The sequence below is a fragment of the Paenibacillus sp. FSL K6-1122 genome, assembly GCF_037977015.1.
GTDB classification, from domain to species: Bacteria; Bacillota; Bacilli; order Paenibacillales; family Paenibacillaceae; genus Paenibacillus; species Paenibacillus amylolyticus.
The window spans coordinates 3,411,144-3,425,862 of sequence record NZ_CP150272.1; the positions used below are offsets into that span (position 1 = coordinate 3,411,144).

The 14,719-nt window shown below is 43.9% G+C and carries 15 protein-coding genes; 12 read left to right on the top strand and 3 right to left on the bottom strand.

From position 1 onward, the window contains the following. The first annotated feature begins 62 nt into the window (after positions 1–62). From NSQ20_RS15575 to NSQ20_RS15605, 7 genes are all read left to right on the top strand, one after another. Positions 63–1,328, top strand: coding sequence for an extracellular solute-binding protein (locus NSQ20_RS15575; RefSeq protein WP_340032924.1), 1,266 nt, complete (start codon positions 63–65; stop codon positions 1,326–1,328). A 54-nt stretch (positions 1,329–1,382) separates the two neighbouring features. After that, positions 1,383–2,273: a sugar ABC transporter permease gene (locus NSQ20_RS15580; protein WP_253508263.1), complete on the top strand. Its 891-nt coding sequence runs from the start codon at positions 1,383–1,385 to the stop codon at positions 2,271–2,273. A gap of 14 nt (positions 2,274–2,287) precedes the next feature. Beyond that, positions 2,288–3,169, top strand: a complete 882-nt coding sequence (locus NSQ20_RS15585) for a carbohydrate ABC transporter permease (RefSeq protein ID WP_253508265.1) — start codon at positions 2,288–2,290, stop codon at positions 3,167–3,169. A 148-nt stretch (positions 3,170–3,317) separates the two neighbouring features. Beyond that, complete coding sequence (locus NSQ20_RS15590) at positions 3,318–4,727, top strand: spore germination protein (RefSeq protein WP_340032925.1); 1,410 nt, start codon at positions 3,318–3,320, stop codon at positions 4,725–4,727. 40 nt (positions 4,728–4,767) lie between these two features. Beyond that, positions 4,768–5,883: an endospore germination permease gene (locus NSQ20_RS15595; protein ID WP_338594574.1), complete on the top strand. Its 1,116-nt coding sequence runs from the start codon at positions 4,768–4,770 to the stop codon at positions 5,881–5,883. An 18-nt stretch (positions 5,884–5,901) separates the two neighbouring features. After that, on the top strand, positions 5,902–7,077 hold the full coding sequence (locus NSQ20_RS15600; protein WP_164783279.1) for a Ger(x)C family spore germination protein: 1,176 nt from the start codon (positions 5,902–5,904) through the stop codon (positions 7,075–7,077). A 42-nt stretch (positions 7,078–7,119) separates the two neighbouring features. Further along, the gene (locus NSQ20_RS15605; RefSeq protein WP_036608149.1) at positions 7,120–7,338 is read left to right on the top strand and encodes a hypothetical protein; all 219 of its coding nucleotides are present in this window, start codon (positions 7,120–7,122) and stop codon (positions 7,336–7,338) included. Positions 7,339–7,424: 86 nt separating this feature from the next. On the opposite strand, the gene NSQ20_RS15610 is transcribed toward NSQ20_RS15605, so the two are convergent. Next, positions 7,425–8,699 carry a stalk domain-containing protein gene (locus NSQ20_RS15610; RefSeq protein WP_340032926.1) on the bottom strand — a complete coding sequence of 425 codons (1,275 nt, stop codon included), beginning with the start codon at positions 8,697–8,699 and terminating at the stop codon, positions 7,425–7,427. Positions 8,700–8,965: 266 nt separating this feature from the next. On the opposite strand from NSQ20_RS15610, the gene NSQ20_RS15615 reads away from it, so the two are divergent. After that, positions 8,966–9,388, top strand: coding sequence for a hypothetical protein (locus NSQ20_RS15615; protein ID WP_340032927.1), 423 nt, complete (start codon positions 8,966–8,968; stop codon positions 9,386–9,388). A gap of 93 nt (positions 9,389–9,481) precedes the next feature. Here NSQ20_RS15615 and NSQ20_RS15620 read toward each other — a convergent pair whose 3' ends face one another. Together NSQ20_RS15620 and NSQ20_RS15625 are read right to left on the bottom strand one after the other, a co-directional pair. After that, complete coding sequence (locus tag NSQ20_RS15620; RefSeq protein WP_339187552.1) at positions 9,482–9,907, bottom strand: hypothetical protein; 426 nt, start codon at positions 9,905–9,907, stop codon at positions 9,482–9,484. Between the two features lie 46 nt (positions 9,908–9,953). Then, on the bottom strand, positions 9,954–11,186 hold the full coding sequence (locus tag NSQ20_RS15625) for a GAF domain-containing protein (RefSeq protein WP_036608137.1): 1,233 nt from the start codon (positions 11,184–11,186) through the stop codon (positions 9,954–9,956). A gap of 163 nt (positions 11,187–11,349) precedes the next feature. Here NSQ20_RS15625 and NSQ20_RS15630 point away from each other — a divergent pair, with 163 nt between their 5' ends. From NSQ20_RS15630 to NSQ20_RS15645, 4 genes are all read left to right on the top strand, one after another. Continuing rightward, a complete protein-coding gene (locus NSQ20_RS15630) occupies positions 11,350–11,658 on the top strand; it encodes a hypothetical protein (protein WP_340032928.1) in 309 nt (102 codons plus the stop codon). Between the two features lie 185 nt (positions 11,659–11,843). Then, entirely contained in the window at positions 11,844–12,416 is a 573-nt protein-coding gene (locus NSQ20_RS15635) for an alpha/beta fold hydrolase (protein WP_249911798.1), read from the top strand. Positions 12,417–12,608: 192 nt separating this feature from the next. Next, positions 12,609–13,607: a helix-turn-helix domain-containing protein gene (locus NSQ20_RS15640; RefSeq protein ID WP_339187549.1), complete on the top strand. Its 999-nt coding sequence runs from the start codon at positions 12,609–12,611 to the stop codon at positions 13,605–13,607. A gap of 129 nt (positions 13,608–13,736) precedes the next feature. Then, positions 13,737–14,531, top strand: coding sequence for an SDR family oxidoreductase (locus tag NSQ20_RS15645; protein ID WP_340032929.1), 795 nt, complete (start codon positions 13,737–13,739; stop codon positions 14,529–14,531). The last annotated feature ends 188 nt before the right edge of the window (positions 14,532–14,719 follow it).

Here is a 14,719-nt window from a genome sequence, read left to right on the forward strand (position 1 = left end):
CCTCTCCAAAATCAATATACTCTAATAAATTGTAAGCGTTTCCTTTTTGAAGGAGGGGGCCTATGAAGAAGTGGTTTAAGCCAACTATTGTATTAGTATGTGCAGCGATGTTGTTAGCTGGTTGTCAGTTCAGTCCATCGAGTCAAACCAAGCAACAGGAGATTACTGTGTGGAGTTTTACGGATGAAGCAGGGTACGCCATCGAGAAATTCGAACAGAAATATCCTGACATTAAAGTGAACTTTGTCAACATCCCTGGTAATTTCTATATCACCAAGCTGAAATCTGCGCTACAGACAACCTCGAAGGCTCCAGATGTATTTATGATTGAAAATGCGAATATTCGAGAGCTGATTGACGTTCCATATCTGGAGAATTTATCAGCTTCGCCGTATAACGCCAATGAACTTATCCAGGAACAATATGCTTTTGTTCAGGCCAATGAACAGGACAGTGAGGGAAATGTCAGAGCGATAGGTTATCAGGGAACACCAGGGGGCATCTACTATCGTCGGGATCTGGCGAAGAAATATCTGGGCACCGATGATCCTGAGAAGGTGGGTTCACAGATCGATACATGGGAGAAGATCTTCGAGATTGGAGAGAAGGTACAGCAACTTAGCGGGAATAAAGTACATGCATTGGCGAATTGGAATGCTATATCGAATTCATATGATGGTATACCTTGGGTGAAGGACGGCAAACTTGTCATCGATCCAACGTACTTGGAAGTGCTTGATCTTATACGTGAAGCACGTGAGCGGAATGTACTTGCCGAGTATGAAGATGGAAGTGCCGGTTACGCTGCATCCATGCAAAAAGGAGAGGTCATGTTCTATCCCGGGGCAACCTGGGGTTTGCAATATACGTTCAAGGCAAACGCTCCGGATACCGAAGGCATGTGGGGTTTAGCCCAGGGACCGTCAGCCTTTAGTTCAGGTGGAACCTATATCGCGATGTACAGTAAAAGTGAGAAAAAGGATTTGGCCTGGAAGTTTATTGAGTTTTATAATTTTGACCACGATTTTCTATCCGAGTTAGCGAAAGAGCAGGATTATTTCACCAGCAACATGGTTGTGAATGATGAACTTGCCCCGTCTCTCTCATCATCTTATTTGGGAGGACAAAAGCATTTCGAGTTTTTCTCGGAGGCCGCAAAACGGGTACCTGTATACGAACGCACCAAATATGATGCCACGATTAACAATGATATCTACAAGATTGTACTCCAGTTATATCTCAATAAGGACATTCAGACCAAGGAAGAAGTCGTAAAGCGAATCAAACGTGATGTTACCTTGAGATTTCCGGAGCTGGAGGTGGATTAGCTTAGAAGTAAGCGAATGAATATACACATCCGATGATAACTGGGGGGATAGAACATGTTTGCCAAAACGATTCGCAAGGACCATTACGGCTACTACTTCATTGCTCCGTTTTTTATTATTTTCACCACTTTTGGGTTGTATCCCATTTTATATTCCCTCTACATCAGTTTCACCAACTTTGATGGGATCACGACACCTGATTTTGTAGGGATCGGTAACTACGTTGCCGTATTACAAGATCCGTTGTTCTACAAAACCTTGTTTAATACGTTATTCATCTGGGGCGTATCTGTAGTTCCACAGCTCACAATCTCACTTGTGTTGGCTTTTATCTTGAATGATAAGCTGCTCAAAGGACGGGACTTTTTCAGAGCCGTATACTTTTTTCCCAACATCGTTACGGCGGCATCACTTGGATTGCTTGTCAGCTTGATTTTTGACTGGCAGTCTGGCGGACTGAACCATTTTTTGGTGCAGACCGGCATAATACAAGATCCAATTAACTGGAAAAATGACCCCTGGTTTATGCGTCTGATTGTATCATCCATTTTGTTTTTTCAATACTTCGGTTATTCCATGGTTATCTACCTTGCAGGTCTTCAGGGCATTGATCCTTCATTGCTGGAAGCTGCACAGATGGATGGCGCGAAAAAGAAACATATTTTCACCCATATTATCGTGCCGATGCTCCGTCCAATTATTCTGTTTCAGATGATTACATCTATTATTGGGGGCATCCAGATTTTCGATCAGCCATTTACACTAACCAACGGCAATGGCGGTCCTGACCGAGCAGCCATGACGAGCATTATGTATCTCTATAATGTAGCATTTCAGAGCACACGATTTGGTTACGGCGCTGCCATAGCATTTTGCCTGTTTATTATCATCATATTGTTGTCCGTTGCATCCTTCATCATGACCAAGCGGAAGAGCCGTTCATAGGGAGGGGAGTTCTTATGCAAACTGCAAAATCAGTTGAACAACCAAATGCGGCGATTCAGCAATATGCCAATACAAGAGGGCTGACGGCAGGCAAAATCATCATCTATCTGTTGCTGACAGGTCTTGCCGTGCTCTGCATTATTCCATTTTATCTGATGCTTATTTATTCCACACATAATAATGCAACGATTGCTTCAACGTTCACATTTCTTCCCGGATCATTCTTGGTTGATAACTATATGAACATGGTATCCAAAATCAACATATGGCGTGGGTTTGCCAACAGCATATTTATTGCCGGAACATCGACCGTATTATCTCTGTATATTGGGGCCTTAACTGCGTATGGATTTGCCAAATTTAAATTCAAAGGACGAAACGGGTTGTTCCTGTTTCTGTTAGCAACCATGATGGTACCGGGTCAACTGGCTCTGATTGGCGTATATCGACTATTCAGCATGATGGGACTTCTGGATAGTTATGCCGCAATTATTTTGCCTGCTGCGGCTAATGCATTTAATGTATTTTTTATCAAACAGTTCATGGAGAGCAGCATCCCGGATGAGATTATTGAATCTGCGCGGGTGGACAGTGCCGGTGAGTTCAGGACGTTCAATCAGATTGTACTGCCTATTCTGGGGCCGGCAATCGCCGCCCTTGGCATATTCACGTTTATCGGATCATGGAATAATTTCCTAACACCGCTCGTGCTATTTTTCTCCCTGGATAAATATCCGCTTCCGGTATTGGTTGCGCTAGTGCAGGGGTACTATGGGATGGATTATGGGCTCTTGTATTTGGGTGTAGCGATCTCAATCCTGCCTATTATCATTGTATTCTCTATATTTTCCAAACAGATTATTGGGAGTGTTGCTTTAGGTGCTGTGAAAGGATAGGGATAAATAGCGTTCTATATCATCAGAGTCGCTCATGAGGGCGGCTTTTTTGGCATTCTATATTTTGCGTATATATCCCATCTGATAAGTAAAGGATACCTTTAACTGAGAATATCTGGACGGAGCGTTTACGGAAAGGGGAGGCGTCATGGACACATCAGCGATAACACAACAGGACATGCCATTAACCGGACAACTTGTTATTGATCAAGAAATGTTACGCTCCGTTTTTGCGGGTTGCTCGGACGTTGTATTTCATACATTCCAAACCGCGTGTCTTACTTCAGCATTATGCGTATATTGTGTTGGTGTATGCGATACGGAACGGCTGGAACGACAGGTACTAACGCCCCTTCAGGAAATGGGAATCGAAGCTGCGCAAGTTCCCCTAGCTTCTGTTAAGCAAGTTGAAACGACTACTCAAGCAGTACAGGCCATATTTGAAGGAGAAGCTCTGTTACTGCTGGACGGTTCAATAGGAGGAACTACATACCCTCTATACCAAGCTGCAAATCGTTCAACGGAAGAACCGTTAGCTGAATCGACCGTGCGTGGTGCACGGGATGGGTTCACAGAGTCGTTGACCATGAATATGTCTTTACTGCGCAAACGTCTCAAGACACCTGCATTGAAGATTCATACACGTAACATGGGAGATCGTACAAACACCAGTATTTCACTTGTATACATGGAAGGGATTATTGATCCCAAACTTGTTAAGGAAGTGGAGACACGACTTGGCGATTTAAAGCTCCGAGACGTACTGGAGAGTCAGTACATTGAAGAAGGCATTGTTGATCAGCGATATTCACCATTTCCACAGATGATTGCGACGGAGCGTCCGGATGTCGTTGTTTCCAACTTGCTGGAAGGTCGTTTTGCTATTCTCGTTGACGGAACGCCGTTTACCCTTATCGCACCAGTGACCATTTTTTCCATGTTACAATCCCCCGAAGATTATTATCAAAATGTGTTCATGAGTGTTTTTGTACGCTGGCTGCGATACATTTTTTTTGTTTTATCCATGCTGCTTCCATCGGCTTATGTAGCGATTACGACGTTTCATCAGGAGATGATTCCTACCGTATTACTTCTCAGTATTGCTCGGGCGAGAGAAGAGATCCCTTTTCCTGCCCTGGTGGAAGCACTCATTATGGAAATTGCCTTTGAAGCATTGCGTGAGGCTGGCGTCCGATTGCCCAAGCAGGTCGGATCAGCGGTCAGTATTGTGGGGGCCTTAATTATTGGGCAAGCGGCGACGAGTGCCGGAATTGTCTCAGCCCCCATGATTATCATTGTAGCGATTACCGGTATCGCTTCTTTCATGATCCCTCGCTATGCTGCCAGCATCGCGACCCGTCTACTACGTTTTCCCATGATGTTTCTTGCAGGAACGTTGGGACTCACGGGTGTCATGCTGGGAGTCATCTTGGTTGTCATTCATCTAAGCAGTCTTCGTTCATTTGGAACACCTTATCTCTCACCGGTAGCACCTACGATGGCTAAGGAACTTAAGGATGTATGGTGGCGTCCATCTCCAAGGAACAAACCACACTAGAACAATCTACATTCGAGCAAACAAGGGAGCGGGATTACATATGTTGACGGACAAAGGGAAAATATCGGTGACTCAATTGGCATTTATGGTCTTTCCCGCCATTCTCGCGACGGCTATTTTGTCTGTGCCTGGAATTACAATGCACTATGCAGGACATGACATGTGGATGACTCCAATTATAGGTTCAATCGTTGGATTGGCTGCTATTGGTATTTCAGTTGGACTTGATCGTCTGTACCCTGGAAAAACGCTCATTCAATCCAGTGTATTGATTATTGGTCGGATTCCAGGCAAGTTATTCGGTCTGATATATATCGCTTTTTTGCCCCACCTGACGGGCTTGATTATTCGGGAATACGGTGAATTCATTGTCAATAATGCACTTCCGCGTACACCTTTGTTTGTTGTGATGGGGACGATGGTTGTTGTATGTGCGATTAATGTCAGACTCGGGATTGAAGTTGTCGGACGAACCGCTCAGGTGTTTGTTACCCTGCTGATCGTTCTGCTGGCTTTGATCTTTATATTGTTGATTGGTGAACTGAATCCTGCCGAGCTGTTTCCTTTTATGGAGAAGGGTCCAATTCCCATTATTACGGGGGCTGCTGCACCTGCTGCATGGTTTAGTGAATATATCGTGTTGGCTTTTCTGCTACCTTATGTGAATGAAAAAAAACGAATAACCCGGGTCATGCTGGGTTCCCTTGTGTTTACAACAACTGCAATGACAGTGACCAATCTGTTTTGCCTGTTTTTAATTGGTGATTTAACGGATACATTTGTATTTCCGGTCATGATCGCAGCAAGATACATAACCATTGCGGACTTTTTGCAACATATCGAATCCCTTATTATTGCTATCTGGATTTTCGGTATTTTCGTTAAAATTTCCGTTTTTCTATATATCTTTGCTACATCAACTGCGGAATGGTTTGGTTTGCGAGACTACAAACCTGTGGTTGGTCCACTTTCGTTCCTGTGCATGGTATTTGCTTACTGGGTTGTGTCCGGTGGATCCGGTATTTCCAGTTTGGTTAGCGCTTCAGCCAACTTGTATACGATCAGCATTTTATTAATCCTTCCGGCTATGATCTACGGTGTCGCATGGCTGAAGAAAGGGTGGGCACATTTTCGGAAGAATCGAGCGAACACCTGATTGATGGGGGAGGAGCACTTGCGAATATATAGAGTACTACTAATGCCAATATTGTGTTGTGTGCTTTTAAGTGGATGCTGGGATCGTATCGAGATTAACGATTTGGCTATCGTGCTGGCTACAGGGATAGATTATGAAGATGGCAAAGTACAATTGACTTCACAGATTTTCATTCCGCGGAAGGCGAGTGCAGGAGATAGCAGTGGGAGTGGAGGTAGTCCAAGCGGGGTAACAATGATTCGAACAGCGGAAGGACGTACAATTGCCGAGGCATTGAATCGGTTACAACGTAAAGTTCCCCGGAATATGTTCTGGGGCCACTGCGAAGTCATAATCATCAGTGAGCAAGCCGGCAAACGCGGTATCCGCGAGTATATCGATTTCTTCCTGCGTTACCCTCAGTTCAGGGAGCATGCATATGTCTTTTCCAGCGAAAAGGCTGCGAAAGATATCCTTGCGTTACTTGATCCACTGGAGCGAAGTTCTGCTGAATCGCTACGTGAGATGGCCAATCTGAAGTTAGGTACACGTGTTACTGCGCTTGAACTGGCTAAATCTATTGAAGGTCCGAGCAGTTCAGCCATTTTGTCTCGCATGTTAATCTTACCCCCGGAGCCCGATCAGGATAAACTGACGACTACGCCATATGTGAAAGGTCTGAGTATGTATAAGAAGGATCGTTATGTCAAGACGGTCAAAGAACCACTAAGCGTAGGTGTATTACTACTTGCAAAAGAACTGAACAGCATTATCATGCCCGTTGAGTTTGAGCCGTTAAAGGGTTCTTTTTCGATAAGACTCATTGAAAATAAAACCTCCTTGAAGCCGCGAATTGTAAACAAACAGTGGAGTATGAAGGTCGACATCCAAACCAGGGGAGAAGTGGTGTTAAATACGACGGATGCAAATCTGACTGATCCCGCTGTATTAACTAAACTGGAAAAGGAATGGTCGGCTAAACTCACATCTTTGGCTCATGATGCTTTAGACATGTCCCAGAAAGAGCTGCGCTCCGATTTCTTCAAATTCGCAGTTGAATTTCGCAGATATTACCCGCATCAATGGAAAGCGCAGGAGAAGAACTGGGAAACCATCTATCCTGATATGGACGTGGAAGTCAACGTAGATGCACATGTAGTACGTACCGGAAAATCAACAGGACCACAGGGGATACCTAATGAGGACGAAAGTTGAACAGAATCGGCTCCTGTACAAGCCTGGAAGAGAGGTGATTGAATGAAACTAGGCTCAATCCTTGGGATTTTGATGCTGGCGACTGCGATAGTGTATGGAGAGTGGAAGAGCAGCAAAGAGAAGCGAGCCAGAATAGTGAGCGCGGGATTTACTGCTGTGGCGGCAGTAATTGGGATCATTCTTCTCTTTCAGCCCCGTTTGCCTGGTCCTACCCAGTTTGTGAAGCTTATATTTGGAAGTGTGGATAAATTTATAAAATAAGATGATGGGAACAAGAAGGACCAAGTCTCTGCGTACCAGAGGCTTGGTCCTTCTTTTAGTTAGTGAGCTGTATCCAGTCAAAATGTTTACTCTTTGATCACAGAAGCATTCACGGCATCTTCCATTTTCGTATTGTAGGAACGGAACAGACCCAGACGCCAGAACGCGGCTCCTTTGAGGTCATAACGTTTGGCGAGACCCAGCTTATCATCAACAGAGGACGGCGTTTCACTGCTTAGACTGATACCGAGCAGAAGCTTGCTCTTTGGGACACCGGCCTGTATGGCTAATTGAATCGCCTGATCCACAAGACTATTTGGCTCAGGTACCTGAGATTTGGTGCCAACCGGATTATACTGATAGGCCATAATGATAAGATCATCTGCAATAGAGGCAAGTGTCTTGTAATCATAACCTTTATAAGCACTATTTAGCGGTGGTACCGCCAGAGATAAAGCTGTGTCCTGGGGCAAGGAACTCTTTAATTGTTTCACGTAAGCATTGAGCAGCTTCTGTTGTTCTACTGCATCCAGTTTAAAGCCCAGTCCTTCAAAATCCAGAACAACTCCGCCAAAACCATGCTCTGTGACAGCAGCAGTTATACCTTCAATCGATTTCTGCCGCAGGCTCTTGTCGCTCAGAACTTTGGTCAGTTCTCCGTTTCCATCCAAGGCATACACCATGAGCTGTGGTTGGATCTGTTGATCTGCTGCGTCATCAACGATGGACTGCGGTGTAATATCACCCGCAGCAGCAGGGAGGCGGTACTCATCCCCTTGGAGCGTAAACTGACCTTCACGATCAATGCGGCTCCAGCCAAAGGCTACGGAATTCAAGGAAGTAATAAGGTCCTTTTCTTGAAAGGATTGCAATGCATAGAAGGCTCTCAGGTGCATCTCGCGTTGTGGGGAGACAAGGGAGACCGTCTTGGTTGCTTGATTCCAGCTTACTTGTACACCGAATTGGTTACTGAACGAACTTAGTGGAATAAGTACGCGGCCCTCCCGCTGAACGGGTGCTGCAGCAAGTGTAACTTTTTTTCCATTTACGGTCGCTGTGGTGCTGCCAACTTGTAATAGTACCTCGGTAGTTTGTCCTTTCACAGTGTTCGTTGCTTTTACAGTCTGTGATTTGCTGTTCCAGGTAATATCGATACCTAGGGCTTCACCGACCGACCGAAACGGAACATAAGTGACACCTTTATCAACTCGTGGAGCTGCATCAAATTTCAGGGGCACATCATCCAATTGAACTGAGATGGCCGGGGCAGCATAGGCTCCACCGATATTGGGGGTACTTCCAAGAATAGAGAGAGCAATTACAGTAACCGCAGCGATTTTTCCTGCTCTTTTAATAAGCATCGTTTGTGTCCTCCAACTCCGTACATAATAGTAGAATCGTATTTTGAACAGAATCTAGTAATCTAACATATGTAGCATAACAAAATTTTCATATCGTTCCAATATAAGAGTCCGAAATGTAGTCATATATACCATATCGCTGTTTAATGGATTCTTCCGACAATAGTGTAATTAAATGATAGCTTTGGTGAGTTGTTGGCTAGAAGTCCAAACACAATAGTAACCTACGAATATACTATCCTATCCCAACATTAGGAGGTAGATTGATGAGCACATTTCTGGATGCAAGAACATCACAAAATGCCAGTTTGGCCAACTCAATAGCTATTCCAATATTATTACTGAACACCCCACAGCTCTTTGGTCAAATCGGTCTGCAAACTGCCGGAGCAGGAGCGAATCCCAGAGTTCAATTTAAAGGAACGGTTTCTGTACAATTACCTTTAGCTCTTGTGGGAATAACGATTACCGTTGTAAGAGGCACCTTATCAACGGACCCGGTTATTTACTCCGCAACGTCCACATTTGGTTTAAGTGTATTGGCACCACAAGTAATAACATTCTCTGGAAATGATTTTAATCCACCGATTTTACCACAATTAACTTACACTGCTTTTATAAGCTCCAACTTGCTGGGAACAATCCGTGTTGGTCCCGAGAATTTTGATGGATTTGTGGTCTCTGATTAATAGCTCGCTCTAAAAATAGTTATGTTAATCGTAAAAACCCCATATCTCTAATCTACGGGAAACCGATTAGAGGTATGGGGTTGTACGTGTTTTTTAATCTGAAACGACAAATCCGTCGAAACTCTCAGGTCCCACCCGAGTAGTACCTAGCAGGTTTGTGCTGATAAATGCGCTATAGGTTAATTGGGGCATGAGCGGTGGGTTATAGTCAGTGGAAGAGAAGACAATCACTTCAGGGTTAAGCAGACCATTCAGACCATATGTGTGGTTTCCCGAGTATACAATTGGATCGGTTGCGATTGTTCCTCTTACCACAGTAATCCTCACTATAAAAAGTGCACGCGGCAATTGCACCGTGATGGTTCCTTTTAATGAAACTCTTAGATTGGTTCCGGCTCCAGCGGTGATGAGACCAATCTGGCCGAATAATTGTGGCGTAAAAATCACTGGAATCGGTATGGAGATAGAATTAAACAAGGCGGCATTTTGCGATGATCTTGCATCCAGAAATTGAGTCAACGTATATACCTCCTATCTGTTTCAGATAGAATAATATATTCATCATTCAGATATTCGTATGGACGTTGGGTGAAGCGCTGGAAATATTAAAGACAAACCGACTGCCCATAGGACTGGACTCTTTAAGCCATACAATGCCACCCATTAATTCGGCGAGTTGTTTACAGATGGACAGGCCAAGCCCTGCTCCGCCATACTTTCCTGAATTACCATGAATCTGGGAGTAGGATTTGAACAACAGATCCTGACGATCCTGTGGGATGCCGATGCCCGTATCCTTTATTTCGTAGGATGCATGGAGAGTACCTTTGGTATCAGCAGATACCTCAGTAGAGATGCATACTTCACCTTTCTCCGTAAATTTAAGTGCATTCCCAACGAGATTGATTAAAATCTGACGAACTTTGTGCTGATCGCCCATAAGCATCAGATGATCATTAATATTATATTCTGCGTACAACCTAATTCCTTTTTTCTGTGCTTCAGAAGAGAATAATTGTAATACATGTTCAACTGTGTCAGAGACACTATAGGGCTTGATCTCCAGAGAGATCGCACCAGCTTCTGCTTTGGAGTAATCCAGAATTTGATCCATCATCGACAGAAGGCTGGCGCCACTTGACTCAATGACATTAACATATAACGATTGATCCTCACTCAGCCTGGTAGATTGCAACAGATTGGCCATTGCAAGAACACCATTCATTGGCGTCCGGATTTCATGGCTGAGAACGGCCAGCAAATTTTTCTTTTCTTCAAGCACTTTTGCAGCGGTCTCTTCCGCCTGTTTTAACTGTTGCAGAGTTGTTTCCATCTCAAGAAGACTCGTGAAAAAGGAAGACAAGGAGAGAAGCAGATCCACGTCCTTTTGTTGATAGGAGTAGAAATCCTGATCAAATGAGCAAAGGGAGCCGTAGATTTCTCCGTTCTCATTATGTATAGGCACACCAACAAATGAACACCCACCTACGAATTCGGTTGCGTCCATATGTCTGGTTAATGGATGTGTTAGATTATTATTGATTACTAACGGGCCTTGGGAATGTTCAGTCACAAGTGCACAGTATGACTCGGCGTTATCAACGACCAGCCCCTCACCCAGAATTAATTTGTCACGATTATATACGTTCAGAACCTTGGTGGATAGATGATCCAACTGGGCAATACAAAACGTGTTTGCAGGAATTAACCTGCTTGCCGTGTCCATGACATTAGCAGCCGAATCATATAATTTATGTGAGACAAGGGATAGTACATCAATGAATTCTGTTTTTAACATATTGATTTGACTCCTCCTGATTGTAGAAATTCGTTGTGCACTGTATTCAGTATATATGAATTTGAAGAATCGATCATGTATGGTTTTGACAGTGGAAGACGGAAATGAGAAAATATAATGCTGTGCAACATGTATATATTAATAAAGTTTTGGAGGCAAATCAATGAATCAGCGTTTTCGAATTACCCGATCCATGCAAGATAGTAATGCCGAACAATCCATCTCGCTGGAAGAGTGCAAACTCTACTTCGAATCCCAACCCGATTTTACCTATTCACCGGTTCTTAACATTGTAGGAGCAGAGAGCACCATGACCATTGAGGGGGACTTTTTTATGTGGGACCTTGAGGGTGCACAGATTGCTTTTCGTTTGTACATGGGGGATCTGTATGTAGCTATTTCTAACGAAGCTATTGTACCCCAAATGATTGAGATTGCAACAGATCTACGTGCAGATATCGTTGAAGGGTAAGAAGTAGAGAACTAGAGTTTAATAAAATGTAATGATGTTAGTTGTAGTATACTTTAGACATCCCTGTAAAAATGAGACTAAAGATTCATTTATATTCCATATGTTAGATTGTAATATATGGAATATAAAACATTTTACAGGAGGGTAATGAAGTGAAAAAGACCAAATTAATGCTTGTTGTATTCATGAGTATGATCCTTGCCTTATCAATAACTGGAATAGGATCGAGTTCAAAGGCTTCTGCAGCTACGGCACGTACACCCATTGTATTGGTACATGGATTGACCGGTTCAGATAGCAATTTTACAGCAATTGAGAGTTATTTGCGTAGTCAAGGGTGGACAAGAGACGAATTATTCGCGATTGACCTTCCTAGCAAACAAGGAAACCAGCTGTTGAACTCCGCAGCAATTAGTCGATTCGTAGATGATGTTCTAAACCAAACGGGTCACACAAAAGTCAATATTATAGCTCATAGCATGGGTGGAGCTAATAGTCTCTATTACATACTTAACCGCGGAGGCGCTTCCAAAGTGGATAAGTTGATTACCCTTGGCGGGGCTAATCGGTTGACCACAACGACAGCTCCAAGTGGAATAAAGGTGACTTCAATCTATTCCACCAGTGACACGATTGTGTCCCCGGTACTTTCCCGGTTGAACGGGGCGAACAACGTTTCGGTTTCCCTCGTATCCCATATCGGTCTGCTGTTTAACTCACGGGTGAATGCCCTGATCAAAACTGCGTTGAATGAGTAGCTGAACATACAAAATGTGCATTCTTTCATAATATACTGAATGATTGACTTGAACACGACTGGCCATTTATGGTTAGTCGTGTTTTCGTATTACCCGGAAATGGTTCGCTGAGGTAAGATTTAAAAATAGGTACATCCATTCTATAATTAGAAATCAGAATAAAAATGGAACAAGTTAAAGGAGCCTGTATACATGCAACCTCAACCGAATGATCGGATCAAAGTCCATCCAGGCTTTTGGGCTGGATTACATCAATTAGGGATTGGTACTGACGACATCGCTCGCACAGCACAACTATCTCTTGAGACAATAAATAAACCTGTAGTGACCCAATCTCAATACTTCGCAATCTGGCAGGCCTACTCTGATCTCAATGGGGACACCGCCGAGGGCATCATCAAACTTGCAACCGGATATGAAATATCGAAGTATCCTCCGCCTGTACTGGCGATGTACCATGCTCGTGATTATCGTGATGCGTTGAATCGCATGGTGCGTTACAAGCAGATGTGTCCTCCCGAGAGTTTGCAGATTACCGAAGCAGGTGAGGAATGGTTCATTGAACTCGAATGGTTACATAAGGAGCAACAAGGTCCGCCATTACTGGTCGGTATTACGCTGGCATTTCTGATCGAACTTGGACGGAGGGGCACAGGACAGCCTTTGATTGCAAAACGGGTTGAGTTCTCCCAATCGATGGGTGACGTAGCCACCCTTGAGGCTTACTTCGGCTGCCGAGTTGATACGAATTCTAACCATAATCGGCTGACGCTAGAACGGAAAGATCTGAGTCTTCCATTTCTATCGTATAACGAGGAGTTACTGGAGATTCTGACCCCGGCACTGGATCGGTCGCTGGACGAACAAGAGAGCAATCGTTCCATTACTGAAGTGGTCAAATGGATTATGAAACGCAGCCTCACAGGAAAGCGCCCTGACATCCAGACGGTCGCCAAAGAGCTTCGCATGAGTGATCGTACCTTGCAGCGGCGACTGACGGAGGAGAACACAAACTTCAAGCAATTATTAACCGAGGCCAGACGTGAGCAGGCCCGAGCGTACCTTGCAGATCCTTCACTTGATATCAAAGAAGTGGCATTTCTGGTTGGATATGAAGACCAGAATTCGTTCTATCGTGCTTTCAAGACCTGGGAAGGGGATACACCTTCAAATTGGCGTGTAAGGCAATAACTCTGGCGCAAAATGCTAGTTACTAGGTCCTTCAGACTGCGTAATATTATACCTATCCGGTGCATGAAGCTATTGGCAATGTCCAGAAGAAGCAGCCGGATAGATGTAATCATGAAGGAGAAATGCAGGATGGATATGGGACTAAAAGAGAAAACAGCCTTAGTTACAGGATCAACAAAAGGAATCGGTAAAGCGATTGCTATAGAACTCGCCCGAGAAGGTGTTCATGTTCTGATTAATGGACGTAATGATGAAGAGGTGGAACAAACCGTTCGTGAAATCAAGTCCACTTTTCCGGAGACCTCTCCGCGAAAGGCTACCGCTGATCTTGTGGATCTGGCGCAACGCGAAGCTTTATTCGAGAAATTTCCTGAAGTTGATATATTAATCAATAACATGGGGATATATGAAATCATGAGTTATGAAGACATAAATGATGAAGTGTGGGAGAAATATTTCCGTACTAATGTACTTGCTGCCAATGGCTTGTCCCAATTTTATTTACCTAAAATGGTGAAGAACAATGACGGACGTATTATTTTCATTGCAAGTGAAGAAGCCCTTATGCCTTCAGGCCAGATGCCTCAGTATTGCATGACCAAGTCAATGCTGCTGTCATTATCCAAAAGTTTGTCCAAACTGACAGCAGGAACCGAGGTTACGATCAATACGATCCTGCCAGGTCCAACACTGTCCGAAAACGTACAAGAAATCATTGAGGGCATATACCCTGATGAGACGTTGAATTTCGAGGAAAAAGAGAAAGACTTTATGAAGAGTAATTTGCCACAGTCCGAATTACAGCGATTCATCAAGCCAAGTGAAATAGGCAGACTCGCTGCATTTGTATGCAGTCCATATGCTTCAGCCTTCAGAGGCTCTCCCATCCGGATGGACGGAGGCATGGTTCCCACCATATTTTAAAATTGTTCAGGATACAGGATAGGTATCCATAAGATGTCGCCAGCATTGGCGACTTTTTTATTTGTAAATGATCTATGCGAGGGGCGTCAATCAAGTTTATAATACAGGTATGATTTTTATCCGAAAACGGTTTCTGTTACTTGGAAGCGATTACTTGTATCGATTATATGAATCTAAAAGGGGACAAT